This window comes from Stenotrophomonas sp. SORGH_AS_0282 (assembly GCF_030818125.1).
Taxonomy (GTDB): domain Bacteria; phylum Pseudomonadota; class Gammaproteobacteria; order Xanthomonadales; family Xanthomonadaceae; genus Stenotrophomonas; species Stenotrophomonas rhizophila_A.
The window spans coordinates 2,575,799-2,601,964 of the sequence record NZ_JAUTAB010000001.1 but is presented as its reverse complement, the minus strand read 5'-3'; the positions used below and the strand labels follow the sequence as shown (position 1 = coordinate 2,601,964).

21 protein-coding genes, 6 tRNA genes and 1 pseudogene are annotated in these 26,166 nt (G+C 67.2%); 25 read left to right on the top strand and 3 right to left on the bottom strand.

Annotation, left to right across the window (positions count from 1 at the left end):
- Position 1 precedes the first annotated feature (1 nt).
- The 5 genes from QE395_RS11605 (at position 2) to QE395_RS11585 (ending at position 5,965) form a co-directional block, all read left to right on the top strand.
- The gene (locus QE395_RS11605; protein ID WP_095364020.1) at positions 2 to 1,147 is read left to right on the top strand and encodes a PilW family protein; all 1,146 of its coding nucleotides are present in this window, start codon (positions 2 to 4) and stop codon (positions 1,145 to 1,147) included.
- 2 nt (positions 1,148 to 1,149) lie between these two features.
- Complete coding sequence (locus QE395_RS11600; protein ID WP_068850725.1) at positions 1,150 to 1,665, top strand: PilX N-terminal domain-containing pilus assembly protein; 516 nt, start codon at positions 1,150 to 1,152, stop codon at positions 1,663 to 1,665.
- Between the two features lie 10 nt (positions 1,666 to 1,675).
- Positions 1,676 to 5,395: a PilC/PilY family type IV pilus protein gene (locus QE395_RS11595; RefSeq protein ID WP_249834038.1), complete on the top strand. Its 3,720-nt coding sequence runs from the start codon at positions 1,676 to 1,678 to the stop codon at positions 5,393 to 5,395.
- 14 nt (positions 5,396 to 5,409) lie between these two features.
- Positions 5,410 to 5,835, top strand: a complete 426-nt coding sequence (locus QE395_RS11590; protein WP_095364021.1) for a type IV pilin protein — start codon at positions 5,410 to 5,412, stop codon at positions 5,833 to 5,835.
- A gap of 53 nt (positions 5,836 to 5,888) precedes the next feature.
- Positions 5,889 to 5,965 (top strand) — tRNA-Asn (locus QE395_RS11585).
- Positions 5,966 to 6,037: 72 nt separating this feature from the next.
- Here the strand turns inward: QE395_RS11585 and QE395_RS11580 are convergent.
- Complete coding sequence (locus QE395_RS11580) at positions 6,038 to 6,580, bottom strand: GspH/FimT family pseudopilin (protein WP_306989174.1); 543 nt, start codon at positions 6,578 to 6,580, stop codon at positions 6,038 to 6,040.
- A gap of 147 nt (positions 6,581 to 6,727) precedes the next feature.
- Here QE395_RS11580 and uvrB point away from each other — a divergent pair.
- The 18 genes and pseudogenes from uvrB to QE395_RS11490 all read left to right on the top strand — a co-directional run bounded on the left by uvrB (position 6,728) and on the right by QE395_RS11490 (position 22,847).
- Positions 6,728 to 8,753, top strand: a pseudogene (gene uvrB, locus QE395_RS11575) (excinuclease ABC subunit UvrB).
- Between the two features lie 106 nt (positions 8,754 to 8,859).
- A tRNA-Val gene (locus QE395_RS11570) sits at positions 8,860 to 8,934 on the top strand.
- 172 nt (positions 8,935 to 9,106) lie between these two features.
- Positions 9,107 to 11,524, top strand: a complete 2,418-nt coding sequence (locus QE395_RS11565) for a DNA internalization-related competence protein ComEC/Rec2 (RefSeq protein WP_306989172.1) — start codon at positions 9,107 to 9,109, stop codon at positions 11,522 to 11,524.
- 3 nt (positions 11,525 to 11,527) lie between these two features.
- Complete coding sequence (locus tag QE395_RS11560) at positions 11,528 to 12,205, top strand: MotA/TolQ/ExbB proton channel family protein (protein ID WP_095364023.1); 678 nt, start codon at positions 11,528 to 11,530, stop codon at positions 12,203 to 12,205.
- 3 nt (positions 12,206 to 12,208) lie between these two features.
- A complete protein-coding gene (locus tag QE395_RS11555) occupies positions 12,209 to 12,631 on the top strand; it encodes a biopolymer transporter ExbD (RefSeq protein ID WP_068850743.1) in 423 nt (140 codons plus the stop codon).
- Positions 12,628 to 14,376 (top strand): lipid A export permease/ATP-binding protein MsbA, encoded by a 1,749-nt coding sequence (gene msbA / locus QE395_RS11550; RefSeq protein ID WP_068850745.1) that lies wholly within the window; start codon positions 12,628 to 12,630, stop codon positions 14,374 to 14,376. Before QE395_RS11555 ends, msbA begins: the two co-directional genes overlap by 4 nt.
- Positions 14,376 to 15,398: a tetraacyldisaccharide 4'-kinase gene (gene lpxK, locus QE395_RS11545; RefSeq protein WP_093534058.1), complete on the top strand. Its 1,023-nt coding sequence runs from the start codon at positions 14,376 to 14,378 to the stop codon at positions 15,396 to 15,398. The genes msbA and lpxK overlap by 1 nt, the downstream gene beginning before the upstream one ends.
- Before the next feature lie 58 nt (positions 15,399 to 15,456).
- The gene (gene kdsB, locus QE395_RS11540; RefSeq protein ID WP_095364026.1) at positions 15,457 to 16,254 is read left to right on the top strand and encodes a 3-deoxy-manno-octulosonate cytidylyltransferase; all 798 of its coding nucleotides are present in this window, start codon (positions 15,457 to 15,459) and stop codon (positions 16,252 to 16,254) included.
- Positions 16,255 to 16,278: 24 nt separating this feature from the next.
- Complete coding sequence (locus QE395_RS11535; protein WP_210132255.1) at positions 16,279 to 17,694, top strand: hypothetical protein; 1,416 nt, start codon at positions 16,279 to 16,281, stop codon at positions 17,692 to 17,694.
- Positions 17,691 to 19,538 (top strand): excinuclease ABC subunit UvrC, encoded by a 1,848-nt coding sequence (gene uvrC, locus QE395_RS11530; protein WP_306989166.1) that lies wholly within the window; start codon positions 17,691 to 17,693, stop codon positions 19,536 to 19,538. The genes QE395_RS11535 and uvrC overlap by 4 nt, the downstream gene beginning before the upstream one ends.
- 9 nt (positions 19,539 to 19,547) lie before the next feature.
- Positions 19,548 to 20,171: a CDP-diacylglycerol--glycerol-3-phosphate 3-phosphatidyltransferase gene (gene pgsA / locus QE395_RS11525; RefSeq protein WP_068850761.1), complete on the top strand. Its 624-nt coding sequence runs from the start codon at positions 19,548 to 19,550 to the stop codon at positions 20,169 to 20,171.
- A gap of 46 nt (positions 20,172 to 20,217) precedes the next feature.
- Positions 20,218 to 20,293 (top strand) — tRNA-Gly (locus QE395_RS11520).
- Positions 20,294 to 20,428: 135 nt separating this feature from the next.
- The gene (locus tag QE395_RS11515) at positions 20,429 to 21,541 is read left to right on the top strand and encodes an NAD(P)/FAD-dependent oxidoreductase (protein WP_093534066.1); all 1,113 of its coding nucleotides are present in this window, start codon (positions 20,429 to 20,431) and stop codon (positions 21,539 to 21,541) included.
- A 93-nt stretch (positions 21,542 to 21,634) separates the two neighbouring features.
- Positions 21,635 to 21,710 (top strand) — tRNA-Gly (locus QE395_RS11510).
- A 113-nt stretch (positions 21,711 to 21,823) separates the two neighbouring features.
- Positions 21,824 to 21,899: transfer RNA gene (locus tag QE395_RS11505), tRNA-Gly, on the top strand.
- Positions 21,900 to 21,946: 47 nt separating this feature from the next.
- Positions 21,947 to 22,020: transfer RNA gene (locus QE395_RS11500), tRNA-Cys, on the top strand.
- A 107-nt stretch (positions 22,021 to 22,127) separates the two neighbouring features.
- Entirely contained in the window at positions 22,128 to 22,349 is a 222-nt protein-coding gene (locus QE395_RS11495) for a hypothetical protein (RefSeq protein ID WP_068850768.1), read from the top strand.
- A 261-nt stretch (positions 22,350 to 22,610) separates the two neighbouring features.
- Positions 22,611 to 22,847, top strand: a complete 237-nt coding sequence (locus QE395_RS11490) for a hypothetical protein (protein WP_068850770.1) — start codon at positions 22,611 to 22,613, stop codon at positions 22,845 to 22,847.
- A gap of 23 nt (positions 22,848 to 22,870) precedes the next feature.
- On the opposite strand, the gene QE395_RS11485 is transcribed toward QE395_RS11490, so the two are convergent.
- On the bottom strand, positions 22,871 to 23,911 hold the full coding sequence (locus QE395_RS11485) for a 4Fe-4S dicluster domain-containing protein (RefSeq protein WP_095364030.1): 1,041 nt from the start codon (positions 23,909 to 23,911) through the stop codon (positions 22,871 to 22,873).
- Complete coding sequence (locus QE395_RS11480; protein WP_095364065.1) at positions 23,908 to 24,192, bottom strand: hypothetical protein; 285 nt, start codon at positions 24,190 to 24,192, stop codon at positions 23,908 to 23,910. The genes QE395_RS11485 and QE395_RS11480 overlap by 4 nt, the downstream gene beginning before the upstream one ends.
- 80 nt (positions 24,193 to 24,272) lie before the next feature.
- Between QE395_RS11480 and QE395_RS11475 the strand changes: the two genes are divergently transcribed.
- Complete coding sequence (locus QE395_RS11475) at positions 24,273 to 24,710, top strand: group III truncated hemoglobin (protein ID WP_095364031.1); 438 nt, start codon at positions 24,273 to 24,275, stop codon at positions 24,708 to 24,710.
- A 44-nt stretch (positions 24,711 to 24,754) separates the two neighbouring features.
- A complete protein-coding gene (gene hemN, locus QE395_RS11470; protein ID WP_306989161.1) occupies positions 24,755 to 26,164 on the top strand; it encodes an oxygen-independent coproporphyrinogen III oxidase in 1,410 nt (469 codons plus the stop codon).
- Positions 26,165 to 26,166: the final 2 nt, after the last annotated feature.

The window sequence follows — 26,166 nt, the reverse complement described above, 5'->3', positions numbered from 1 at the left end:
CATGTTCCGTACCCGCCAGACTGGTCTGTCCCTGGTCGAGCTGATGATCTCCCTGGTGATCGGCTTGATCCTGATGTTGGGGATTACCCAGATATTCATTGCTTCCCATGCGGCGTCACGGCTGTCCGAGGGCGTGGCCCGCGCCCAGGAGAACGGCCGGTTCGCGTTGGATTATCTTGAGCGCGACATCCGCATGGCGGGCCACACGGGCTGCGTCAACGACCAGGCGCACTTCATCAAAGGGACATCGGCACTGAAGAACAACCTTGCTGCCGGTACGGGAAGTGGCAGTCCGCTGGATTTCAGCGTGGCAATCCAGGGTTATGAAGCCGGCAACACCGGCCCCACCAACACGCTGTCGGTAGGGGCAGGCGCGATTCCGGCCGGCATGCCAGTCTCCATCACCGGTCTCAACCCCGCGCCAGTAGCCGGCAGCGACGTCCTGGTGCTGCGCTTCCTGGCGCCGGAAGGCGTGCCGGTCCTCGGAATCAACGGTCAGGAGTTGACGGTAGACGCTGGCGCGTTGAATCGCCTTACCGAGAGCGGCGTGGCGATACCAACACTGTTTGGCATCGCCAACTGCGAGACGGCCGACGTCTTTGCGGGCAGCATCACCGCAGGGAAGATCACCGGCGGCACGGTGGACTTCACCCGTTATGCCCCGCAGCCGGAACCCACGGTGGTATATCGCGCGGAATCAATGGTGTACTACATAGGCGAGGGTGCGAACGGCCCTGGTCTGCGTCGCGCACGCGCGAACTCGGCGGGTGTGTATGCGATCAACGAAGAGCTGGTGGAAGGTATCGAAAACCTGCAGCTGATGTATGGGTTGGATGCGACGCCAGTTATCGCTGCGGCAACACCACCGGTCGGCAATATGGCTGTGCAGAACGTGGCCTCGGGGGTCACCACGGATGCCAACGCCACCGGCGCCGGGCAATGGCGTCGCGTTGGCATGGTCCAGGTCGGCCTGGTTGCGCGGAGCGCCAATCGTATCGATAGCAACGCCAACTCCCGGCCGACCGATGCGGCGGCCCGTCTGGGCGTGCTCGGCATGACCTATGACCAGTCCGCCGCGACCGATGGCCGATATCGCACTGCCTACGAAGTCAGCATTGCCCTGCGCAACCGCCTGTTCGGGAACTGATCATGAATCGTCCATCGCACTTTCCTCGTCCCATCCCACGCAGTCAACGTGGCGCGGTGCTGTACGTCGCGCTGATCATGCTGCTGCTGCTTGCCCTGATCGGCGTGGCCGGCATGCAGGTGGCCGGCATGCAGGAAAAAATGGCATCGAACTATCGTGCTTCCAGTCGCTCGTTCCAGGCGACGGAGGGGGTGTTGCGCAACACTGAGCGCGCGGCGGAAGCCATCACGGACCGCACGGCGCTGCCGGACGGAAGCCTGATCAGCGCGACGTCGATTTCGATAAATTGTGAGGACGGGTTTGACCCGGTCGCGTGGGCCCGCCAGAAGCCGGTCCCCGCGTTGCCCGCTGTCAATGTCCGGCGCATCGACAAATGCGGCGGACCCGGCGGCAATCCGCTGGACGAAGGACAGCCCAACGATGACGATTCCGCATCGTTCCAGATCACCGCGTACTCCACTGACAACACGGCGAACCCGTCGTCGTGGACGGTGATCGATACCATTTTCAAGCTCTGAGGACGCGGTCATGGCTTCGCGCAGATTCAAGTGGACGGCTGCCGGTTCGACGGTAGCAGCAATCGGCCTGGCAATCGTCGGCTACTCGCTGATCGCGGCACAGGGCAAAGGGGTCCTGGCGCAGGAGCCACTGGCCAGCAAGACGTCGGCACCGGCGTCGTTCATCATGGCAGTGGACGACTCCGGCTCCATGAACTTCCAGACCCAGTTCCCGGGCCGCGATGGCGAGGGGTGCTGGAATACCACCCGCCAGAGCTTCTTCGACGCCAACGGGCAGTTGTACACGTCCGGCAACTGCGATTACTTTTTCGTCGTGCCGGGTCCGCGCATCAATAACTACTATGGCATTCCGCCGATCAATTCGCTCGGTTTTGCCCGGTCTGCTGCCTATAACCCCAGCTACTACGACCCGACGGTAACGTACGAGCCCTGGGCGAAGTCGGGCCTGGAGGATTACCTCCCGAGTTCCCCCACGGCGGCGCTGATCAATCCCCAGCCCAATGGCGGCACCGCTACCGTGAATCTGGTTGCCAACTATTACAGCACGGCCGCCAACGACAGTTTCCGCATGCAGACGGGCATGGTGATTCCTGCAAACACGCGGTTCCGATACAACAACACCAATTACCAGTACAACACGGATTACACCTGGCCATCGAACAGGGGTGAGGCGAATATCGCCATCGAGTACGTGCCCGCCACGTTCTTCGTACCCTTTACGGCAGATGGCGAGCCCCGCCCGCAGCTGCCCGGCGTCGTTGATGCGTACGCAGGGGCCACCCGCGAAAAGGTATTCAATGCTTGCGGCACCAATTGCACGATGTGGAAATACACGCTGGCCGGCGATACTGCGGCGTCGCGGAATTTCGCGAACTGGTTTACCTACTACGGCAACCGCAACCGCGCGATGATCGCGGGCATGACACGCTCGATGAAAGGCGTGGAAGAGCTGAAGGTGGGCTATTTCCGCATCAACCAGAACGGCAGTTACGACAGTGGAACCGCCACCAACAAGCGCTTGGCCATGCGTTCCATGGGAAACGCTGACGAGAAGGCGGCCCTGTACGCGGACATGCTCTCGCTGACGGCAAGCGGTGGCACGCCGAATCGCCAGGCGGTAAACGCGGCGGCCCTGCAGTTTACCCGCACCGACGACGGCGCACCCATCACCAACTCCTGCCAGAAGAACGCGGTGATGCTGTTCACCGACGGTTTCAGCAACGGCGGTGGTCCCACCGTTGGCAACAACGACCAGAACATGGGCACGCCGTTCAGTGACTCGTACTCCAACACCATGGCGGACATCGTGACCCGCTTCTACAACAACAATGGCGCCCAGCCGCCATTGCGGCCGGACCTGCCGTCCGGGATGGTGCCGGTACCAGAGGCGTGCGGAAATGGTGACAAGAGCCTGGATTGCCAGACCAATCTTCACCTGAATTTCTATGGTGTGACGCTGGGCGCGCGCGGTAATCTGTTCAATTCCAACCTCAAGCAGGATCCTTACAAGGACGCATCGATCTACGGTAACTGGCCGCCTCGCGAGGACGACGAGCGCAGCACGGTTGACGATATCTGGCACGCTGCCGTGAATACCCGTGGCGAGTACATCAACGCCCGCACCCCAGTGGACATCACCGCAGCCATGGCCCGCGTGCTGCAGGCAGTGGGTTCCGGCGGCGCGCCGGCCAGCGGCACGGGTGCGAGCGGTGCGCGCATCGGGGTTGGCTCGATTACTGCCGGATCGTCTTATGACATCAAGAATGAAGGGACGGACTGGTCCAGCACGCTGACCGCCGTGCGGCTGTCGGTCGACCCCACCACGCGTGCGTTGGTGCAGTCCGATTTCTGGGAGGCAAGCGCAAGGCTGCCGTCGGCTGCGTCGCGGCGGATCTTCTTTACGCGCAGCGGCCAGACGCATGATTTCTCTACCGCAACCGTCACGCTCGCGGATCTGTGCAGCAAGACCGCCCAGAATGCCGGTATGTTGGTCTGCGACGACGTCGTGGCCCGCACCAGCGTAACTGACGCCGGCGCGGTGGCCTACCTGCGCGGCGATACCTCAGGCGAAAAGCGCAATGGGGGTCGCCTGCGCGACCGTACGACGCGGCTTGGCGACATCATCAACTCCACCCCCGTGATTACCTCGCCCATCGACGACTTTGGTTATCGCCGCTTCGGCGGCACCCTCGAAACCTCGTACCAGAACTTCCTGGACGACAAGAGCGCGAAGGCCCAGTACATGGTGTACGCAGGTGCCAATGACGGCATGCTGCACGCTTTCAATGGTGGCATGAAGGGGGACGGCAGCGTCGTCGCCGGAGGCGGAACCGAAGCGTTTGCCTATATTCCGAGCACTTCGCTCGGGCATATGGCCAACCTGCTCGTGCCCTACGATGCCACCTCGAAGGTGGGGCAGAAGTTCAAGCACAAGTACTATGTTGACGGTCAAATCGCCGTGGGAGATACGTATTACAACTCCGCTTGGCATACCACGCTGGTGGGGGCGTCGGGCGCAGGCGGGCGCAGCGTGTTCGGTCTCGATGTCACCCACGGTACTGCGTTCGATGCCAACAGCAAGCGCTGGGAAATCAGCGACCTGGATACAACGCTGCCCAAGGACGTCCGCGACAATATCGGGTTCGTGCTGGGCAAGCCGGTGATCGTTCCGGTGTTGGAGGGTGGACAGGCCACCTGGAAGGCGATTTTCGGCAACGGGTTCAACAGTGCCAGCGGAAAGGCCGTGCTCTTCGTCGTCAATATCGAGGACGGCAAGGCGCGGATGATCGAGGCGGTGGAAGCTGGGACGGACGTGCCCTCTGGCAGCAACGGGCTGGCCAGTATCGTGGTGGTTGACCGCTGGGGCGACACCAACCAGCAGAAGCGCACCCGGGACGGCTACTCGGATACGGTGTATGGTACGGACCAGAAGGGTGCCGTGTGGAAATTTGATCTGCGCAGCACCGGCAATCTGAGCGTGCCGTTGTTCACCACGCTGCCTTCCACGGAATCCGGGGTGCGGATACGCCAGCCGATCACCGGCGGAATTACTGCCGGCGCCGGTAACAGCGGCGGTGTCATGCTGTATTTCGGGACGGGGAGCTTCTCGTTCGAGGACGATCCGAGGGACAGCTCGCTGCAGACGCTGTATGCCGTGAACGATACGGTCAATGGTCCGATCGGGACCGGACTTTCCCGAGCAAACCTGTCTGGCTACACAGCCAACTTCTCGGGCTCGCAACGAACGCTGACCGCAGGCACGCCGCCGACCGGCTCGCGCGGCTGGTTCATCGACCTGGCATACCGCGAGCGCTTCGTAGCCAATCCGTCGCTGTCCAACGGTATTGTCTACATGCCAACGTACGTTCCGCGTGACCCGACCAACGCCAGCACCAGCTGCGCGGTTCCCGGCGAGAACTGGCTGTTTGGGCTGCAGCCGCTGACCGGTGCAGGGGCGCTGGGCCGCGCGACCTTGGGTTCGCCGACCGGCACCGCCTTCGCCGTTGGAACCGCGGGCTTCAAGAGCACGTCCAAGACTGGGTCGCCCATCACCAACGCAAATGCGTTTGCATTGCCGCGCCAGTCGCCGCCTGCACTTGGGGGAGGCGGAGGCGCAATCCCGCCGCCGAACGTTCCGTCCAGCGTCTGTATGGGCGGTATCCAGTTCGGAACCGACACGCTGTACATTCCTTATCCGTGTGGTCGTCAATCGTGGAGACAGATCAAGTGAGCAAGCTTTCTTCCATGAACGGGCGTGGGCCACGCGAGGTGATGGGCTTCACCCTCATCGAGCTGATGATCGTCGTCGCGGTGATCGCCGTGCTCGCCTCCATCGCCTATCCCTCCTATACCGCCCAGGTGCGCAAGTCCAAGCGCGCCGCGGCCAAGGCGGAGCTGGTGGAGTACGCACAGCGCGCCGAGCGCCAGCACACGCTCAACAACAGCTATACGAACTTCAAGTTCGTGGAGAACAGCGGCACCACCATCGCCTCGCCACGCGATGGCAGCAAGCCGATGTACCAGGTGACCTATGCTTCGACCAGTGCCAACGCGTTTACGATTACGGCGGTTCCGCAGGGTGACCAGGCAAAGGACCCGTGCGGCACCATCTCGGTGAACCAGGCGGGGGTGAAGACCCCGGCCAACACCAGTGCGCTGGATTGCTGGTAAATGGCCGCCGGCGGTTGCAACGCCACGAGTGAACGTCTAGAATTCGCGTCCCCGCCCGAATAGCTCAGCCGGTTAGAGCACTTGACTGTTAATCAGGGGGTCGTTGGTTCGAGTCCAACTTCGGGCGCCAGTTTCTGCAGAAGCCGCGAGCAATCGCGGCTTTTGTCGTTCTGGTGGCTGGTGTAGAGGTAGGCGCGGCCGCTCAGTGCGGGCAGTCCACGGTGTCCCGCCTGCGCGCGGCCCGGGTGCGGCCCACGTTGTTCACGACCACTTCGCCATGCAGCTGCCCTCCGGCACAGATGGCCACCGTGAGCGGGCTGCCGCCACTGCGCCCGTCGGGCTGGAGGCGCAGGCGCGGGCGATTCTGGCTGGACCGCGCCACCACCGAGCCATCCCGGTACCCGGGGCGGTACTGCAGGACATCCGTCGGCGAGGGCGGGGCCGTCCCCGATTCCGATCCACGGTCCAGGTGGATCAGCCATCCCCGGCTCCAGTCGTTCCCGCAGTGCATGCCGTCCTCGCTAGGGCAGACGGCCACCGGCGCGGCGCGGGTGATCGCCGTGCTGCGCGCGCTGTTGAACACCGAGACGAGCTGCATGCGCAGCATGTCGGCGCGCATCCGGCTGACGCTGGCGCTCAGCGAGGGCAGGGCCAGCGCGCAGAGCACCGCCAGGATGAGCAGGGTCACCATCAGTTCCAGCAGGGTGAACCCCCGGGGCCGGGGCAAGGGGCTAGGGCGGTGCATGGGGGGATACCGGAGACAAGGCGTCACCGTGCCCTGTCCGGAGCAGGCCGACCATCGGTCAAAGGCAGCCTCCAGGGTAGGACACCCCCTCAGCCGGCCGTCACCCAACCCCCCGCTATAATGGAAGGCCCGGTCTATGGCGGCACCATGAGCGATCGCTTCGAACTTGTATCTCCGTACTCCCCGGCGGGCGACCAGCCGGCCGCGATCGAGAAGCTGACGGCCAATTTCGAAGCCGGCATCGCCAAGCAGACCCTGCTGGGCGTGACCGGCTCGGGCAAGACCTACACCATTGCCAATGTCATCCAGCAGGTGCAGAAGCCCACCTTGGTGATGGCCCCGAACAAGACCCTGGCCGCGCAGCTGTACGGCGAATTCAAGGCGTTCTTCCCGCACAACGCGGTGGAGTACTTCGTCAGCTACTACGACTACTACCAGCCCGAAGCCTACGTGCCGTCATCGGACACCTTCATCGAGAAGGACAGTTCGATCAACGAGCACATCGAGCAGATGCGGCTGGCGGCGACCAAGACCCTGCTGTCGCGCCCGGATGCGATCGTGGTGGCCACTGTGTCGGCAATCTATGGACTGGGTGCGCCGGAGGACTACCTGTCGCTGCGCCTGATCCTGTCCACCGGCGAACGCATCGACCAGCGCGACCTGATCAACCATCTCACCCAGCTGCAGTACACCCGCAATGAGTACGAGCTGCACCGCGGCACGTTCCGCGTGCGCGGCGAGGTCATCGACATATTCCCCGCGGAATCGGACAGCGAAGCGGTGCGCATCGAACTGTTCGATGGCGAAGTCGAACAGATCAGCATGTTCGATCCGCTCACCGGTGAAAGCCTGCGCCGCCTGCAGCGCTACACCGTATACCCCAAGACCCATTACGCCACCACGCGCGAGCGGGTGCTGTCGGCGGTGGATACGATCAAGGCCGAGCTCAAGGTGCGGCTGGAACAGCTGTACGAACAGAACAAGCTGGTGGAAGCGCAGCGGCTGGCGCAGCGCACCCAGTTCGACCTGGAAATGATGGCCGAAGTCGGCTTCTGCAACGGCATCGAAAACTACTCGCGGCACCTCACCGGCAAGGCCGCCGGCGAGCCACCGCCGACCCTGTTTGACTACCTGCCGCCCGATGCGCTGCTGGTCATCGACGAATCGCACGTGACCATTCCGCAGATCGGCGCGATGTACAAGGGCGACCGCTCGCGCAAGGAAACCCTGGTCGAATTCGGCTTCCGGCTGCCCTCGGCGCTGGACAACCGCCCGCTGCGCTTCGAAGAGTGGGAAGCGCGCTGCCCGCGCAGCATCTACGTATCCGCTACGCCGGGCCCGTACGAGCTGCGCGAAGCCGCCGATGAAATCACCGAACTGGTGGTGCGCCCGACCGGCGCTGATCGACCCGGTGGTGGAGATCCGCCCGGTGGGCACCCAGGTTGACGACCTGATGAGCGAGGTCAACGAGCGCATCAAGCTCGGCGACCGCGTGCTGGTCACCACGCTGACCAAGCGCATGGCCGAGAACCTCACCGAGTACCTCACCGAACACGGCATCCGGGTGCGCTACCTGCATTCGGACATCGATACGGTGGAACGCGTGGAGATCATCCGTGACCTGCGCCTGGGCAAGTTCGACGTGCTGGTCGGCATCAACCTGCTGCGCGAAGGCCTGGACATGCCGGAGGTATCGCTGGTGGCGATCCTCGACGCGGACAAGGAGGGCTTCCTGCGCTCGACCGGCTCGCTGATCCAGACCATCGGCCGAGCCGCACGCAACCTGCGCGGCAAGGCGATCCTGTACGCGGACAAGATCACCCGTTCGATGCAGGCGGCGATAGACGAAACCGACCGCCGTCGTGCCAAGCAGGTGGAGTACAACGAAGCGCACGGCATAGTGCCCAAATCGGTGCTGCGCCCGATCGTGGATGTGCTGGAAGGTGCGCGCTCCGAAGCGGCCGAAAAAGAAGCGCGGGGCAAAGGCAAGGGACGCGGTGGCCGGGTGGCCGAGGAGGCGGTGGATTACCGCACCCTGGAACCGGCCCAGATCGCCAAGCGGCTGCAGGCGCTGGAGCAGCAGATGTACCAGCACGCCCGCGACCTGGAGTTCGAAGATGCAGCGCGCGTGCGCGACCAGATCCGCCAGCTGAAGGAGGCCAGCCTGGGCTGAACAACGCGTTGTGAAATACCTTCACAAAAGTGTTGCTCTTCACACCCGACGTCCGTAATATACGCGGCCTGCACCGACGCAATTGCAGCGGCGCAGCGAGACAAACGGGCGGTTAGCTCAGCGGTAGAGCACTACCTTGACATGGTAGGGGTCACAGGTTCGAACCCTGTACCGCCCACCACTCCAGTCCCAGTGACTGCAGTGGAACAACAGAAAAGCCGGCCATCAGGTCGGCTTTTTTGCGTTGTGGGTTCCGTGACAGCGGCGCTTTCCCACACCGCGTTCCGCACCCACCTGATGGCGACATCGTTGCTGCAGGCCAAGGATGCAGACTCCAGCGCGTGGTGGCCTTCATGTCGTTCCTGTCGGACGTCTTCTCCCGTTCGTTTCCAGCGCCTTTGCCCCTGTTCGGCAAGGCATGTGCGGTCGCACTGCTGGCCGGTGTGTGCGGTGTGGTGTTCGCGCCGGTGCTGTTGCCCCGGATGCCTGCGTGGTGCGCGCTGCTGTGCGGTGCAGGGGTCTGGTGTGCGGTGCCGCGTGCACGGTGGTGCGGCGCAGTGCTGGCCGGGATCGGCTGGGTCACCCTGCACGCCCATGCCGGCCTGGCCCTGCAGTTGCCTGCGGCTGCGGACCACGTGTTGCGCGGCCGGGTGGTGGAGCTGCCGCAACACGGATCACGCAGCACCCGCTTCCGGTTCCGCGTGGATGACGATGCGACGATGCCCGCGCACCTGCGTGGCCGCGAGCTTGCGCTGGCCTGGTATGACGTCACTGCGGCAAAAGCGACTGCGCGCGCGCCTGCAGCCGAACCGGCGCTGCGCTGCTCGCTTCGCGCCGGCGCACGCTGGCAGCTCCACGCGCGGCTGCGCCCACCGCGTGGTTTGCGCAACCCGGGTGGCTTCGACGCCGAGCGGCATGCGCTGCTGCAGCGGTTGAGCGGTACCGGGCACGTGCGCGCCCCGGCGATGGCCTTGGGCGACCCGACCGGATTGCCGGCGTGGCGCGAGCGCATGGCCGATGCCATCGCGGGACACGTGCCGGGCCCTGGCGCCCGTTTCATCCAGGCGCTGGCGCTGGGCGATACCCGCGGGTTGGGGCAGGGCGACTGGGATGATCTGCGCGCGCTCGGCCTGACCCACCTGGTGGCGATCTCCGGGTTTCACGTCGGGCTGGTGGCCGGGTTCGCGGCGTGGCTGGCGGGGCTGGCCTGGCGAGCGGTTGCTGCGCTGGGACGCTATTGGCCACGGCCATTGGCGTCCGCGCTGGCGGCCGTCGCCGGTGCCGCGCTGTATGCGGCCGTGGCCGGCTTCGCGCTGCCCACGGTGCGCACGGTGCTGATGATCGCGGTGGTCGCCGCCGCCCGCTGCGTGCGACGACCGGCCACCGTTGGCCAGGCGTTGGCGCTGGCGGCGCTGGCGGTGCTGCTGGTGGATCCATTGTCGGTGCTTGCCCCGGGCTTCTGGCTCAGCTTCGCCGGGGTGCTGTGGCTGGTGTGGTGCCTGCCGGGGCACGGGGTGCACTGGCTGCGCACCTTCCTGGCCGCACAGGGCGTGGCCACCCTGGCGCTGTTGCCGCTCACCGTGGCGCTGTTCGGGCAGGCCTCGCGGGCGGGGCCGTTGGTCAACCTGCTGGCCATTCCCTGGTGGAGCCTGGTGGTGGTGCCGTTGGCGTTGCTTGGCACCGGGCTTGAAGCCCTGATCGACGGGGCGGGGCGCTGGCCGTGGCGCTGGGCGGCCGCCTGCTTCGACGCGAGCTGGTGGCTGTTCGGGGCGCTTGCGCGCCAGCCGTGGGCGTTGTGGTGGGCGCCGCAGGCGGGCGTCGCGGCGGTTCCGGTCGCCGTTCTCGGGGTGTTCTGGCTGTTGCTGCCGCGCGCCGCCGGGATGCGCCTGCCGGCGCTGCTGCTGTGCCTGCCGCTGCTGTGGCCGGCCCGCGATCGTCCCGCCCCCGGCGAGGTCGAGCTGCTGGTGATGGACGTGGGGCAGGGCCTGGCCGTGTGGGTGCGCACCCGCCACCACCGCCTGCTGTACGACGCCGGCCCCGCCGCGGAAGGGGGATTCGACGCCGGCGAACGGGTGGTGGTGCCGACCCTGCACGCGCTGGGCGAGGCCGGGCTCGACCGGCTGCTGCTCAGCCATGGCGACCGCGACCACGCCGGTGGCATGCCTGCAGTGCGCCGCGCCTTTCGCGATCCACCGCTGCAGGCGCCGTCGGGTGCGGTGCCCGCCATCCAGCTGCCCTGCAGCAGCGGCGAGGCCTGGCGCTGGGACGGGGTGGACTTCACCGTCCTGCACCCGCCGCCGGGCATGGACTACGCAGGCAACGCCAGCAGCTGCGTGCTGCGCATCCAGACCGCGCACGGCGTGGTGCTGTTGACGGGCGACATCGGCCAGCGCGAGGAGGCCGCGCTGGTTGCCACGGTACCGGCCGCGCTGCGCGCCGACGCGGTGCTGGTGGCGCACCACGGCAGTGCCGGCTCGTCCGCCGCCGACTGGGTGCAGGCGGTGTCGCCCCGCCTGGCCATCGTCTCGGCCGGCCATGGCAACCGGTTCGGGCATCCGCGCCCGGACGTCGTGCAGCGCTGGCGGGCGGCCCCTGCCGAAGTGCTGAACACCGCCGACAGCGGCGCGCTGCGCCTGTGGCTGGGCCAGGAGGGGTTGCAGGTGCGCGAACAGCGTCTTTTCGAACGCCGTTGGTGGGATGCCGCGGAGCGGACGCGGTCGGCTGCTATCCTATCGGCGGTCATACAGGCGGCCAATGGGCCGGAGGGTTGAAACGTGTGGGAACTGGTCAAGGCCGGTGGCTGGCCGATGGTGCCGCTGCTGCTGTTGGGCGTACTGGCTTTGGCAATCGTCCTGGAGCGTTTCTGGACCTTGCGGCGTAACGAGGTCCTGCCCCCGGGGCTGGGCCAGGAAGTGCGCAACTGGGCCGCGCGCGGCAAGCTCGATCCGAATCACATCCAGTCGCTGCGGGCCAACTCGCCGCTGGGCGCGCTGCTGGCCGTGGCGCTGGAAGCGCGCAACCGCCCGCGCGACCAGATCCGCGAGCGCATCGAAGATGCCGGCCGGCATCTGGTGCACCGCATGGAGCGGTTCCTGAACGCGCTGGGCACCATCGCATCGGCGGGCCCGCTGCTGGGCCTGCTCGGCACCGTGGTGGGCATGATCCAGATGTTCCTGGGCATCCTCGACCACGGCGTGGGCGATGTGAACCAACTGGCCGGCGGCATCGGCAAGGCGCTGGTGTGCACCGCCACCGGCATGATCGTGGCCATCCCGGCACTGATGTTCCATCGCTACTTCAAGGGCCGCATCGGCGGTTACGTGATCGAGATGGAAATGGAGGCCTCGGCCCTGCTGGATGCACTGGACGGCCGCCCCGGCGTCATGAACGCGGCACCGCGCGCCGGCACCGCGCCGGCGGCCGGCGCCGCGCCCGTCACGGCCAAGGGCTGACGGATGCGTATCCGCAACGACCGGGTCCAGGACGAGGTGCACATCGATCTGGTACCCCTGATCGACGTCATCCTCGTGCTGATCATCTTCTTCGTGGTCACTACGACCTTCGACGCGCGCTCGACGCTGCAGCTGCAGCTGCCGACCGCCAGCCAGCAGGACACCACCGAACCGCCGCGCTCGCTCAGCGTGCTGGTCAATGCCGAAGGGCGTTACTTCATCAACGATCAGGAAGTGCTGCGCACCGACGTGGAATCGGTCAAGCAGACCATTGCCGCCGTCGCCGGCACCGACCGTGAGCAGACCGTGCTGCTGCGCGCCGATGCCCGCACCCCGTACCAGGCCGTAGTGACCGCCCAGGATGCCCTGGGCCAGCTCGGTTTCCGTCGCATCGCCATCGCTACCGCGCCGGAGGTGCGTCCATGAGTAAACAACACGCGCCGGTCTGGCCGATCTACAAACGCCTGCTGGGCTACACCCGCGCCTACTGGGTGTTCATGGTGGCCGCCGTCATCGCGATGGTGGTCGAAGCCCTGGCCGGTTACCACTTCACCAAGCTGATGGAACCGCTGGTCAACCGCGGCTTCGTCAACCCCGAGCCGCGCATGGCGGTGATCCTGCCGCTGACCATCCTCGGGCTGTTCATGATGCGCAGCCTGGCCACGCTGGTCAGCGATTACGCACTGGCCCGCACCGGCCGCAGCGTGGTGCGCGACCTGCGCGAACAGGTGCTGTCCAAGTACCTGCACCTGCCGTCGTCGCACTTCGACAGCGAAGCCACGCCGGTGATGGTCAGCCGCCTGAACTACGACACCGAGCAGGTCACCCAGGCCAGCGCCGATGCGCTCAAGACCCTGGTCGCCGACACCCTGACCATCATCGCCATGCTGGTGGTGATGCTGCAGATGAGCGTCAAGGTGACCGTGGCGATGCTGGTGGTGGTGCCGCTGATCGGCGTGATCGTCTCGTTCGTGGGCAAGCGCTACCGGCGCATCAGCCGCGGCATCCAGGACGGCATGGGCAGCATGGCGCAGACTGCCGAACAGTCGCTGGCCGCGCAGCAGGAAGTGAAGGTGCATGGCACCCAGGCACACGAGATCTCGCGTTACTCGCGGCTGGCCAACCGCATGCTCGGCCTGAACATGAAGGTCGAAACCACCCGTGCGCTGGCGTCCAGCACCGTGCAGTTCCTGGCCGCGCTGGCGCTGGCCGTGATCGTGTGGGTGTCCACCCGCGAAGCGCTGGCCGGGCGCTTGAATGCCGGCCAGTTCATGGGCCTGATGACCTCGATGATGGCCATCATCCCGTCGCTGCGCCGCCTGACCAGCGTGCAGACCTCCATCTCGCGCGGCGTGGCCGCCGCCGAGCGCCTGTTCGGCATCCTCGACCTGCCGGTCGAGCGCGACGAAGGCAGCACCCGCGCCCAGCGCGTGCGTGGCGAGCTGTCTTTCCAGCACGTGATGCTGCGTTACCGCGAAGATGCCGGCATCGCGCTGGACGACATCACCTTCGATGCCAAGCCGGGCACCGTGACCGCCATCGTCGGCCGCTCCGGCAGCGGCAAGACCAGCCTGATCCGGCTGGTGCCGCGTTTCTATGAGCCCAGTGGCGGGCGCATCCTGCTCGATGGCGTGCCGCTGGACGACTACCCGCTGGCCGACCTGCGCCGCCAGGTGGCGATGGTCGGGCAGAAGGTCATGCTGTTCGACGATACCGTGGGCGCCAACATCGCCTACGGCATGGACGCCAGCGAGGAGCAGATCCGCGCTGCCGCCGAAGCCGCCAATGCGTGGGAGTTCATCGAGCGCATGCCGCAGCAGCTGCAGACCCCGGTGGGTGAGAACGGCGCGCTGCTGTCCGGCGGCCAGCGCCAGCGCCTGGCGATTGCCCGCGCGATCCTGCGCGACGCGCCGGTATTGATCCTCGACGAAGCCACCGCCGCGCTGGACAACGAGTCCGAGCGGCTGGTGCAGGACGCCCTGCAACGGCTGATGCCCGAGCGCACCACGCTGGTGATCGCACATCGCCTGTCCACCATCGAACATGCCGACCAGGTGCTGGTGATGGACCACGGCCGCATCGTCGAGCGCGGCACCCACCGCGAGCTGCTGGCGCTGGGCGGGCTGTACGAGCACCTGCACAAGATGCAGTTCCGCGAAAGGCAGCCCTGATGGCGTCCAAGGGTTCCCAGACGCCGTCGTACTGGTACGACGGCAGTGCGATTCCGTTTGCCGCACGGCTGCTGGCGCCGGTGTACGGCGCCGTGGTGGCGCTGCGCCGTGGGCTGTACCGGCGCGGTTGGCGCAAGCGCCACGCGCTGCCGGTGCCGGTGATCGTGGTCGGCAACGTGACCGCCGGCGGTACGGGCAAGACCCCGCTGACCATCGCGCTGGTGGACCGCCTGCGCGAGGCGGGCTGGAAGCCGGGCGTGGCCAGTCGCGGTTACGGGCGCGAAGAGGCCAAGGTCCCGCGCTGGGTCGAGGCAGGCACGCCGACCGCGTTGGGCGGCGACGAACCGGTGCTGATCGCGTGGAAAACCGGCGTGCCGGTCCGGGTCGATGCCGACCGCGTGGCCGCCGGCAACGCGCTGGTCGAGGCGGGCTGCAACATCATCGTCTGCGACGACGGCCTGCAGCACTACCGGCTGGCGCGCGACATCGAAATCGAAGTGGTGGACGCACAACGCCGCTACGGCAACGGCCGGTTGATCCCGGCCGGGCCGCTGCGCGAACCCGCCGAACGCGCGCGCGACTGCGACTTCCGCGTGGTCAACCTGGGCCAGGCCAGCGCCGATCCGTCCGCGCTCGCCTCCTGCGGGTTCGGCGAATGGGCGATGCAGCTGCATATCGACAGCGCGCAGCCGCTCAGCGGCGGCCGTGCCCGCGCGTTGTCGCACTTCCGTGGCCAGCGCGTGCACGCCGTGGCCGGGATCGCGCACCCGCAGCGCTTCTTCGACATGCTGCGTGCGCACGGTATCGGGGTGGTCCCGCATGCCTTCGCCGACCACCATGCGTATCAGGCGGCGGACCTTCGCTTTGGCAGCGAACTGCCGGTGCTGATGACTGAAAAGGACGCGGTGAAGTGCAAGGCGTTCGCCAACGAATGGCATTTTTCGGTGCCGTTGTCGGCCGATCTTCCCGCCGCGTTCTGGGTCAACCTGCTGGACCGCGTGGACAAACTCGGCAAGCGCTGAGCACCGCGTTTGCGGCACACTGGCGGCAATTGTTCCCGTGTATTGCCGAGAGGTCCGCATGAGCCAGCCCGTCGATTTCGTCGTCGCCATTCCGGCGCGTTACGCCGCCTCCCGGCTGCCCGGCAAGCCGCTGCGGCTGCTCGGCGGCAGACCGCTGGTGCTGCGCGTGGCCGAACGCGCGCTGCTGGCCGGTGCGCGCGAGGTCTGGGTGGCCACCGACGATGCGCGCATCGCCGACGCCCTGCAGGGCCTGGACGGCGTGCAGGTGGCGATGACGGCCGCCAGCCATGCCTCCGGCACCGACCGGCTGGCCGAATGCGCCCGCCAGGCCGGCTGGTCCGATGACACCGTGGTGGTGAACCTGCAGGGCGACGAGCCGTTCGCCCCGGCCGAGGGCATCCGCGCGGTGGCCGAAGCGCTGGTCTACAGCGGTGCCGCCATGGCGACCCTGGCCACCCCGGTGGAGGATGCCGAGACCCTGTTCGACCCGAACGTGGTCAAGGTGGTACGCCAGCAGAACCTGGACGCGCTGTACTTCAGCCGCGCTCCCATTCCCTGGCACCGCGACGCCTTCGCGCAGTCGCGCGAGCGCCTCTCCGGCCCCCACTGGCTGCGCCACATCGGCATCTATGCCTACCGGGCCGGTTTCCTGCAGCAGTTCGCCGCGTTGCCGCCGGGCACGCTGGAACAGCTGGAATCGCTGGAGCAGCTGCGGGTGCTGGAGGCGGGCCACCGGCTGAGTGTGGCGCTGTCGCCGGCCGCCTTCCCGCCGGGGATCGATACGCCCGAGGACCTGGCGCGTGCCGAGGGCTGGCTGGCCCGCCGCGAAATTGACGGTGGCACGACGGTTGCATGACGCCCAGTCCGGCATAATCAGCGCATGAACGTACAGCCCGTCCAGGATCTGCCCGAATTCGCCACGTGGCTCAATGCCGCCCCGACCACCCTGACCGAACTGCGTGGTCGCCCGGTGGTACTGGCCTTTGTCAACGCCGCCTCGGTGTGGTGCGCGCACCGGCTGGCCGAGCTTGGCCAATGGCAGTCGCGCAACCCCGGCAAGCTGCAGGTACTGGTCCTGCAGGTGCCGCGCTTCGACTTCGAGCGCGAACCGGAGCAGGCGCTGAAACTGCTCCGCCGACAGGGCGTGACCGTGCCGGCGCTGCTGGATGCCGATTGGGACGGCTGGCGCCGGTTCAACGTGGCGGCTTGGCCGACCCTGGTGCTGCTGGATGCACAGGGGCGTGAGGTCGACCGCCTGGTCGGCTTCGGCGAGGAGCTGGATCGTGCGCTCAATGCACTCTGCCAGGGGACGTCCAGCCCGCTGGATGCGGACGCATCGCGCCAGCGCGAGCTGCATCCCGAGCCGCGCCTGCCGTTGCTGTTCCCGACCGCGCTGGCGGTGAGCACCGAGCGGCTGTACATCGCCGACAGCGGCCACCATCGCATCCTCGAGTGCAGCCATGCCGGGCGGGTGCTTCGCCAGTTCGGGATGGGCACCGCCGACATGATGGATGGCGGCCCGGGCGAGGCCGCGTTCAACCGGCCGCAGGGCTTGGCCCTGGAACGCGAGTGGCTGTACGTCGCCGACACCGGCAACCATGCGTTGCGCCGGATCCACCTGCTGACCGGGCAGGTCGACACCCTGTGCGGCAATGGCCGTCCGGGCGAGCCGCGCGAAGGCGCGGTGGGCGACCCGCGCCAGACCCCCCTGAACCATCCGCAGGGTCTGGTGGTCGCCGACAACCAGATCCATATCGCGATGGCCGGCGACAACCGCATCTGGAGCTATCACCTGGGCCAGCGCACGTTGTCCTGGCGCGCCGGCTCCGGCGCGATCGACGAGCGTGACGGCAGCGGCCACCTGGCCGCGTTCGCGCAGCCGGCCGCGCTGGCGGCGGTGCAGCAGGTGCTGTACGTATGCGACGCGCTGGGTTCGTCGATCCGGTCGATGCAGCTGCGTGGCGACCTGGTGCAGACGCTGGTGGGGCAGGGGATGTGGTCGTTCGGCGACCAGGATGGCCCGCGCACCGCTGCCCAGCTGCAGTACCCGCAGGCCATTGCGATGAGCCCGGACGCGCCCGTGTTGTGGATCGCCGACGCCGGCAACGGCCGACTGCGCACCCTGCGCCTGGGCGGCGGCGAACTGAGTACCGTGGCGCTGCCGCGCCGGCTGCATGGCCCGGCCGGGCTGGCCTTGGGCGGCGGTGCGGTGTGGATCGCCGAGACCGATGCCCATGCCGTACTGCGTTTCGACCCGGTCAGCGGCGTACTGAGCGACGTGCCGATCAGCGAATGACCCTCACTACCGCTCCGGCCTTCGATGGAAAGGCATTCGCGGCCCACCTGAGCACCGCGCCCGGCGTGTACCGCATGTATGCCGCCGACGACACCCTGCTGTATGTCGGCAAAGCCCGCGCGCTGCGCAACCGCGTGGGCAGTTACTTCAATGGCGCGCCCAAGACCGCGCGGATCATGTCCATGCTGTCGCAGGTCGCGCGCATGGATGTGACCGTGACGCGTTCCGAGGCGGAAGCGCTGCTGCTGGAAAACCAGCTGATCAAGTCGCTGTCGCCGCGTTACAACGTCTCGCTGCGCGACGACAAGACCTATCCCCACGTGCTGCTGACCCGCGAAGACTGGCCGCGCATCGCGCTGCACCGCGGTCCGCGCGCGGTGCCGGGCCGGTACTTCGGTCCTTACCCGGGGGTGACTGCGGTGCGCGAAACGCTCAACCTCATGCACAAGCTGTTCAAGCTGCGCAGCTGCGAGGACAGCGTGTTCCGCAACCGCTCGCGACCGTGCCTGCAGTACCAGATCGGCCGCTGCAGCGCGCCGTGCGTGGACCTGGTGGCCGCCGACGACTATGCCGAATCGGTGCGGCGTGCCTCGATGTTCCTGGAAGGCAAGAGCGACCAGCTTGCGCGCGAGCTGGGTACGCAGATGCAGGCGGCCAGCGAAGCGCTGGAATTCGAGCAGGCCGCGCGCCTGCGCGACCTGGTCACGTCCCTGCGCAGCATGCAGACCCGCCAGTACGTGGATGGCCGCGCCGCCGACCTCGACGTGCTGGCCTGCGCCACGCAGGGCGCAAGCGCCTGCGTGATGCTGCTGGCGTTCCGCGATGGCCGCAACATGGGCACGCGACCGTTCTTCCCGCGCACCAACGGCGAGGAAAGCGCGGACGAAGTGCTTGGCGCTTTCGTATCGCAGTACTACGCCGAACATTCCCCGCCGCGCGAGATCCTGCTGGACCGCGAGATTCCGGATGCCAGCCTGATCGAGTCGGCGCTCAGCGCTTCGGCCGAGGCCAAGGTGCAGCTGAAGTGGAACGTGCGCGGCGAACGGGCCGGTTATGTCGAGCTGGCCAGCCGCAACGCGCAGATCACGCTGGTCAGCGAGCTCACCAGCCGCAGCGCCCAGCATGCGCGCAGCGAGGACCTGCGGCAGATGCTCGGCCTGGCTGAGCAGGTCAAGCGCGTGGAGTGCTTCGACATCAGCCACACCATGGGCGAAGCCACCGTGGCTTCATGCGTGGTGTTCGATGCCAGCGGCCCGGTGCGCAGCCAGTACCGGCGTTTCAACATCAGCGGGATCGAACCCGGCGATGACTACGCGGCCATGCGCCAGGCCATCGACCGTCGCTTCCGGCGTGCGGTGGAAGAGGAGGGCGTGCTGCCGGACCTGCTGCTGATCGACGGCGGCGCCGGCCAGTTGGCCCAGGCGCAGGCCGTACTGGCCGACCTCGGCGTGGAAGGGGTGTTGCTGGTGGGCGTGGCCAAGGGCGTGGAGCGCCGCGCCGGGCACGAAGCGCTGGTGATGCCCGATGGCCGCGAGCTGCGCCCCGGCGCCGCATCACCGGCCCTGCAGTTCATCCAGCAGGTCCGCGACGAAGCGCACCGGTTTGCGATCACCGGCCATCGGGGCCGCCGGCAGAAGGCGCGCATGACCAGCAAGCTGGAGGACATTCCCGGCATCGGGCCGCGCCGGCGCGCCAGCCTGCTCAAGCATTTCGGCGGGCTGGTCGGCCTGAAGGCGGCCGGCGAGGCGGAAATCGCAAAGGTGGAGGGCATCAATGACGCCCTTGCCGCACGCATCTACGCTAACCTTCATGGACTGCCCACGCCCCCTGCGGCCGGCGAGTAGAGAGACGCAATGAAGTTGACCCTCCCCACCTGGCTGACGTTGCTGCGGATCGTGATGATCCCGGTGCTGGTGCTGGTGTTCTACCTCCCCTACACCTGGACCAATTTCGCCTCGGCGGCGATCTTCGGCATCGCCGCGCTGACCGATTGGCTGGATGGCTGGATCGCCCGCCGCTACGACCTGGCCTCGGCGTTCGGCGCCTTCCTGGACCCGGTTGCGGACAAGCTGATGGTGGCCGTGGCGCTGTTCCTGATCGTGCAGGGCCACCCCACGCCGTGGATGGCGTTCTGGGCAGCCGTCATCGTCGGCCGCGAAATCGCGGTGTCGGCACTGCGCGAATGGATGGCTGAAATCGGCCAGCGTGCGAAGGTGCGGGTGGCCCTGATCGGCAAGATCAAGACCACCGCGCAGATGGTCGCGCTGCTGTGCCTGTTGTATTCGGTGGCGCCGAACACGCCGGTGTCCGATATCTGGATGGGCGAACCGGTATTTCATGTCGGCGACTGGACCCTGGCGATCGCTGCGGTACTCACCCTGTTCTCCGGCCTGCAGTACCTGCATGCGGCGTGGCCGAGCCTGCGCGAGGACGAACGCGCCGCCCGTGAAACCGCGCGCCTGAAAAAGAAGGGCTGAGGGCTGTTGACAGCACCGCGTTTGGCTGTAGAATTTCGCCTCCCAAGCGGGAATAGCTCAGTTGGTAGAGCGCAACCTTGCCAAGGTTGAGGTCGCGAGTTCGAGTCTCGTTTCCCGCTCCAGATTCAAGAAAAAAGCGACCTTCGGGTCGCTTTTTTCGTTGGCGGCCACGCTTCATTTCCGCTTCACCGGCACTTCATGGCCGCCCCGCCTGCCGCCGCGATCCTGTGCGCCCGTAGTCGCAGGATCGCACCGCAATGAACACCCCCAACGCCGCATACGACTGGGACCTGGTCGTGGTCGGCGCCAGCTTCGCCGGCGCCGCCTGCGCATTGGCCGCTGCCGAATTCGGCCTGCGCGTGTGCGTGCTGGAACGCAAGGAAGATCCGGGCGCGCGCCTGCATACGACCGGGATCCTGGTCAAAGAGGTCGTTGAACAGACCTGGCTGCAGCGCATTCCGCAGGCACTGCTGCAGCGCGTGGAACGCGTGCGCCTGTATGCGCCGAACCTGCGCAGCGTGCAGCTGGCCGCACCGGGCTACTACTTCATGACCACCGACACGCCGAACCTGATGCGTTGGCTGGCAGGCGAACTGCCTGCGCATGGTGTCGAGCTGCGGCTGCGGCAGTCCTTCACCGAGGCCGTGCGCGACGGCGAGGGCTGGCAGGTGGCCGGGGCAGGTCGCACGCGCTACCTGGTGGGCGCTGACGGCGCCAGTTCGCGCGTCGCCCAGCGCACCGGGCTGGGTCGGGTACACGACACCCTGTTCGGGGTCGAGCAGGAATTTTCAGGCCTGCAGCTGCCAGACGGTGGCGCGCTGCATTGCTTCGCCAGCCGTCGCTTCGCGCCCGGCTACATCGGATGGGCGGCACAGAACCCAACCGGCGTGCAGATCGGGCTGGCCCTGCGCCACGACCCCGCGCAAGCGCGCCAGCCGGATATGGCGGGTTTCCTGGCGCACATCCGCAGCGTGATCGGACTGCCCGAAGCGGCCCGCCCCAGCGCGACCCGCGCCGGGCTGGTCCCCTGCGGGCTCGCACGCGGGCCGATCGCCGCGCCGGGCGTGATCCTTACCGGCGACGCGGCCGGTATCGTTTCGCCGTTGTCGGCCGGTGGCATCCATTCGGCCTGGCGGCATGGCTGGACGGTCGGCGATGCGGTGGCCCGCCACCTGCGCGGCAGGGGGCCTGCGGCCGAAAGCGTCGCCGTCCGCGCCGCGCCCACGTTCCGGCGCAAACGGGTGTTGCGCTGGGCCATGGACCACCTGCAGGCGGATTGGCCGCTGGATCTGCTGCTGCAGTCCCGCCTGCTGCGGCGGGTGGCCGAACAGGTCTATTTTCATCGTCGCGGCATGCGCATGCACGGCTGAATACCGCTGCATAAACCTGTTGACGACGTGAAGGAATCCCGACACAATAGCGCTCCTTCGACGCAGGTGCCGGTCGCAGGACGCAGCAACACTGCGGGAATAGCTCAGTTGGTAGAGCGCAACCTTGCCAAGGTTGAGGTCGCGAGTTCGAGTCTCGTTTCCCGCTCCAGATTTCGACAGGGCCCCCGAGGGGCCTTGTTTTTCTCCGCAGTGGCACGCGGCGATGAAGTGTAAAAGGCTGGTGTGTTACCCGCGGTTCCGGTAACATATGCGCCTGATTTTGCGGGAATAGCTCAGTTGGTAGAGCGCAACCTTGCCAAGGTTGAGGTCGCGAGTTCGAGTCTCGTTTCCCGCTCCAAATCCTGACCAGGCCCCGTTCTCGGGGTCTTGTTTTATAAGGTCACCGGCCTGGTGGCAGAGTGGTCATGCAGCGGACTGCAAATCCGCGTACGCCGGTTCAATTCCGACCCAGGCCTCCAGTAGTTCGACAAACCCCGCTTCGGCGGGGTTTTTCGTTTCTGTCCTTCACCTCGCCCGGACGAGCGCGCACCTACTGTGCAGTACCGTTTCGTGTCGAGGATGTTCGATGGATATCGCCTTGTGGTTTGCAGCCGTCGGCGCGCCCGGTTCGTTCTGGGATTCGCCCAGCAACGTCAGCGGCGTGGTCGTGCTGGGGTTTGGGCTGGCGGCCATCGTGCTCTCGTTCGGCCTCGCCAAGGTGTTCAAACGCTTCAACGGCGTGGCCTGGATGGTGCTGGGCGCTGGCGTGGCCATCAGCGCCTATGGCATCTGGCGGATGGGGGGCTGACCACCCGCCGGTTCTTCGCGGGCTGACATCATGGTGTAAACGACCACGCGCCATCCTGCCTGCGTGGGCATGCGCGTGCCTGAACCGTTCAGGCACTGTTTGATCGCCTGTTCACCATTGGTTGACTTGGCGCGAAGGGCATGAAAGGGTGGAGTGAAACGTGGGTGAAGTCCCGCCGCCTCCCAGCGGCGGGGCGACAGGCGCAAGCCTGGCAGGGGGAATTGCTCGTCTTCGATGCAGGGCAGGTCCAAGGGAGGTCGTATGCGATACGGCGCGAATGACTTGGCTGACGGCGTCCGCACCGAGCTGGAGGCCAGCTACAGCAAGCATGGGTGTGGGCCGGAGTTCTGGACCACCTACCAGCAGGTGCTTGAACGCCTGGTGCCGCAGGGCCGCGGCCGCACCCAGGTGACCAACGAACTGGCCCTGATCATTGAACAGCTCGGCATTGTCCGGCGCGCGCAGATGGTGCCGCCGCCCGACAACCGCACGCGCTGAGGCCAACCGCCCGGGGATGGCGGTTACAGGTAATGCAGCCCGATACCGAGCAGCGCGGCCAGGCTGAGCAGTGCCGCCAGCGTGCGCGGACGAAGCCACCGTCGCGGCCTGCCCTGCATCGCGTTTTCGCTGGCCAGCTGGACCAACCCGGTCGGGAACCGCCACGCGCGCATCTGCGCATCGCAGGCATCCACGCACGCGCCACAGGCGATGCAGTCCGGCTGCGGCCCGGCGCGCACGTCCAGCTGCATGGGGCATGCCTGGACGCAGGCACCGCAGTCCAGGCAATCGCCCAGCCGATCGTCGGCGAAGCGCGGCGGCGGGCCGGCCAAGGCCGGATGCGCCGCACGGAAGGCGTAGTCGCTGGCACTGGTCGGATCGAGCAGGCCACGACCGCGTTGCTGCACCGAACCTTGTCCACGCTGGCGGGGGCCGCGCGGTTCGGCGCGTCGGGCGTCGTAGCAGACCTGCGGGGTGTCGGCATCGCACAGCATCGGGGCCACCCGCGCATACGGGCACAGGTCGATGCAGACCTGTTCGCGCAGAAAGCCGGCGTTGGCCCACGCGGCCGTGGCGTAGAACAGCACCCAGAACGTTTCCCAGCCGCTCCAGCGGGCCGGCCAGAAGCCGGCCACCAGCGGCTGGATCGGACTGAACAGGCCGACGAAGGTGATACCGGTCCACAGTGCGACCGCGGCCCAGGCCAGGTGTTTGACCACGCGGGCCAGGGCCGGCGGTCGCAGTCGTCGCGTGGCGCTGCGTTCAATCCAGCGGAACAGGCCGCTCCACAACGTCTGCGGGCAGGCATGCCCGCACCAGACCCGCCCGGCCATCGTGGTCAGCAGCACCAGCGTGCAGGCCAGCACCGCGACCAGCCCGAACAGCACGCCGACGTCTTGCGGCCACAGGGTCAGCCCGAACAGGTCGAAGCGACGCGCCGGCAGGTCGAACAGCAGTGCCTGCCGCCCGTTCCAGCGCAGCCAGGGCAGGGCGTAGAACAGCATGAGCAGCGCTGCCCATACCAAGGCGCGCCAGCGCAGGGCAGGGGGCGCAGCCGGCGTCATCCCAGCGGCAGCTCGTCGTCATCGCGCGGCCGCGGCCGCAACAGGTAGCCGGTGACCGCGCTGGCGGCAGCGGTTACCGACCAGAACATGAAGAAGCCCAGCGTGTAGCCCAGTTCGCGACTGAGCGCCTGGTCCGGAAAGGTGATGTCGCGCAGGCGCAACGGATCCACGAAGGCGAAAAACACCGCGCAGGCCAGCCCGGCGGCGACAAAGCTCGGCCACAGCACCGCACCCCACTGCTGGATCAGCAGGCGGCGGCGGTTGCCAGGCGGGGCGTTCAGCGTGTCCATGGCCTGCACGGTAGGCCCTGCGACAGCACGCCACATTGATCCTGATCAAGGCGGCGTAGCATCATGACCGCATGTCCTCGTCCGTCGCCCCCGTGCTGCCGGCTGCCTCCCTGGCGCTGTGCAGCGAGCAGGAAGTCACCCGCCTGGTGCACGACTTCTACGCCCGCGTGCGCCAGGACGAGCAGCTGGGCCCGGTGTTCGAGGCGCGCATCCACGATTGGGACGTGCATCTGGCCCAGCTGGTGGATTTCTGGTCGGCCATGCTGCGCGGCACCCGCCGCTTCAACGGCAACCCGATGTCCAAGCACATGGCCATGCCCGAGCTGGAGCGCGCGCTGTTCGACCGCTGGTTGCTGCTGTTCCGGCGCACCACCGCCGAACTGGGCAACCCGCCCATGCAGCTGCTGGCCGACGACGTGGCCACGCGCATCGCCGACACCTTCTGGCGGCGCATCCAGATGCAGCGCTGGCCCGAACTGCCGCTCGCCGGAAGACCGCGCCTGGATTGATCTGGCTCAATGCGGGGCCGCGCGCGGGCGCGCACGCTTGGTCCATGGATACCCTTTCGCCTGCCGCCGCCGGGCTTGCCTGGCACTTCGACCCGGACCTGCTGCGCCGTCACGACCGGCCTGGCCCGCGCTATACCTCCTATCCCACCGCGCCGCATTTCCACGACGGCTTCGATGAGCATGGGCTGCGTGCTGCGATCGCGGCCAGCAATGCCGAAGCGCTGCCGCTGTCGCTGTACGTGCATGTCCCGTACTGCAGCAGCCCTTGCTTCTACTGTGGCTGCAACCGGGAGATCACCCGCGACCATGGCAAGGGCGTGGCGTATGTCGCGCGCGTGCTCAGCGAAGCCGACCTGATCGCACCGCTGTTCGACGCCTCGCGCGAAGTGGTGCAGCTGCACCTCGGCGGTGGCACCCCGAACTTCCTCGCCGCGACCCAGATGCGCGAGCTGATCGAGGGCCTGCGCCAGCGCTTTTCGTTCAGCACCTTGGCCGGTCGCGACTTCTCGATCGAGCTCGATCCGCGCTTCGTCACCCGCGAGGACATCGCCCGGTTGGGCGCGTTGGGCTTCAACCGGGCGAGCCTGGGCATCCAGGATTTCGACCCGGTGGTACAGCGCGCGATCAACCGCGAGCAGGGCGTGGAGGCCACGCTGGAGGTGTTGCGTGCGTGCCGCGAGCATGGCCTGCGCTCGGTCAACGTGGACCTGATCTATGGCCTGCCGCACCAGACCCTGGAGGGCTTCGCGCGCACCCTGGAAACGGTGCTGCGCGAACGCCCCGACCGGTTGGCGATCTACGGCTATGCGCACCTGCCGAACCTGTTCAAGGCGCAGCGGCAGATCCCCGATGCCGCGCTGCCCAGCCCGGAACAGAAGCTGGCGCTGCTCGGCCTGGCGGTGCGTCGACTGTCGCTGGCCGGATACCAGTACATCGGCATGGATCACTTCGCGCTGCCGGAAGAGAACCTCTCCCGCGCCCAGCGCGCCGGCCAGTTGCACCGCAACTTCATGGGGTACACCACCCACGCGCAGACCGACCTGGTCGGACTGGGCGCCAGCGCGATCAGCCGCATCGGCAACTGCTACAGCCAGAACCCGCGCGACCTGCCGGGCTGGGAAACGGCGGTGGATGCCGGGCGCCTGCCGGTGTGGCGGGGGCTGACCCTGGATGCGGACGATGCGCTGCGCGCCGCGCTGATCAACCAGCTGATGTGCCAGGGCGAGGTGGATGGCCGCGCGCTGGGGGCACGCCATGGTGTCGATTTCGACCAGTACTTCGCCGATGCGCTCACCGCATTGACGGCGCTGGAGGCCGATGGCCTGGCCGAGTACCGCGACGGCGTGGTGCGTGCCACCGCGCGCGGGCGTCCATTGCTGCGCCTGCTCGCGATGTGCTTCGACCGTTATCTGGCCCAGCCGGATCAGCCGGTGCGCTATTCGCGGGCGATCTGAGG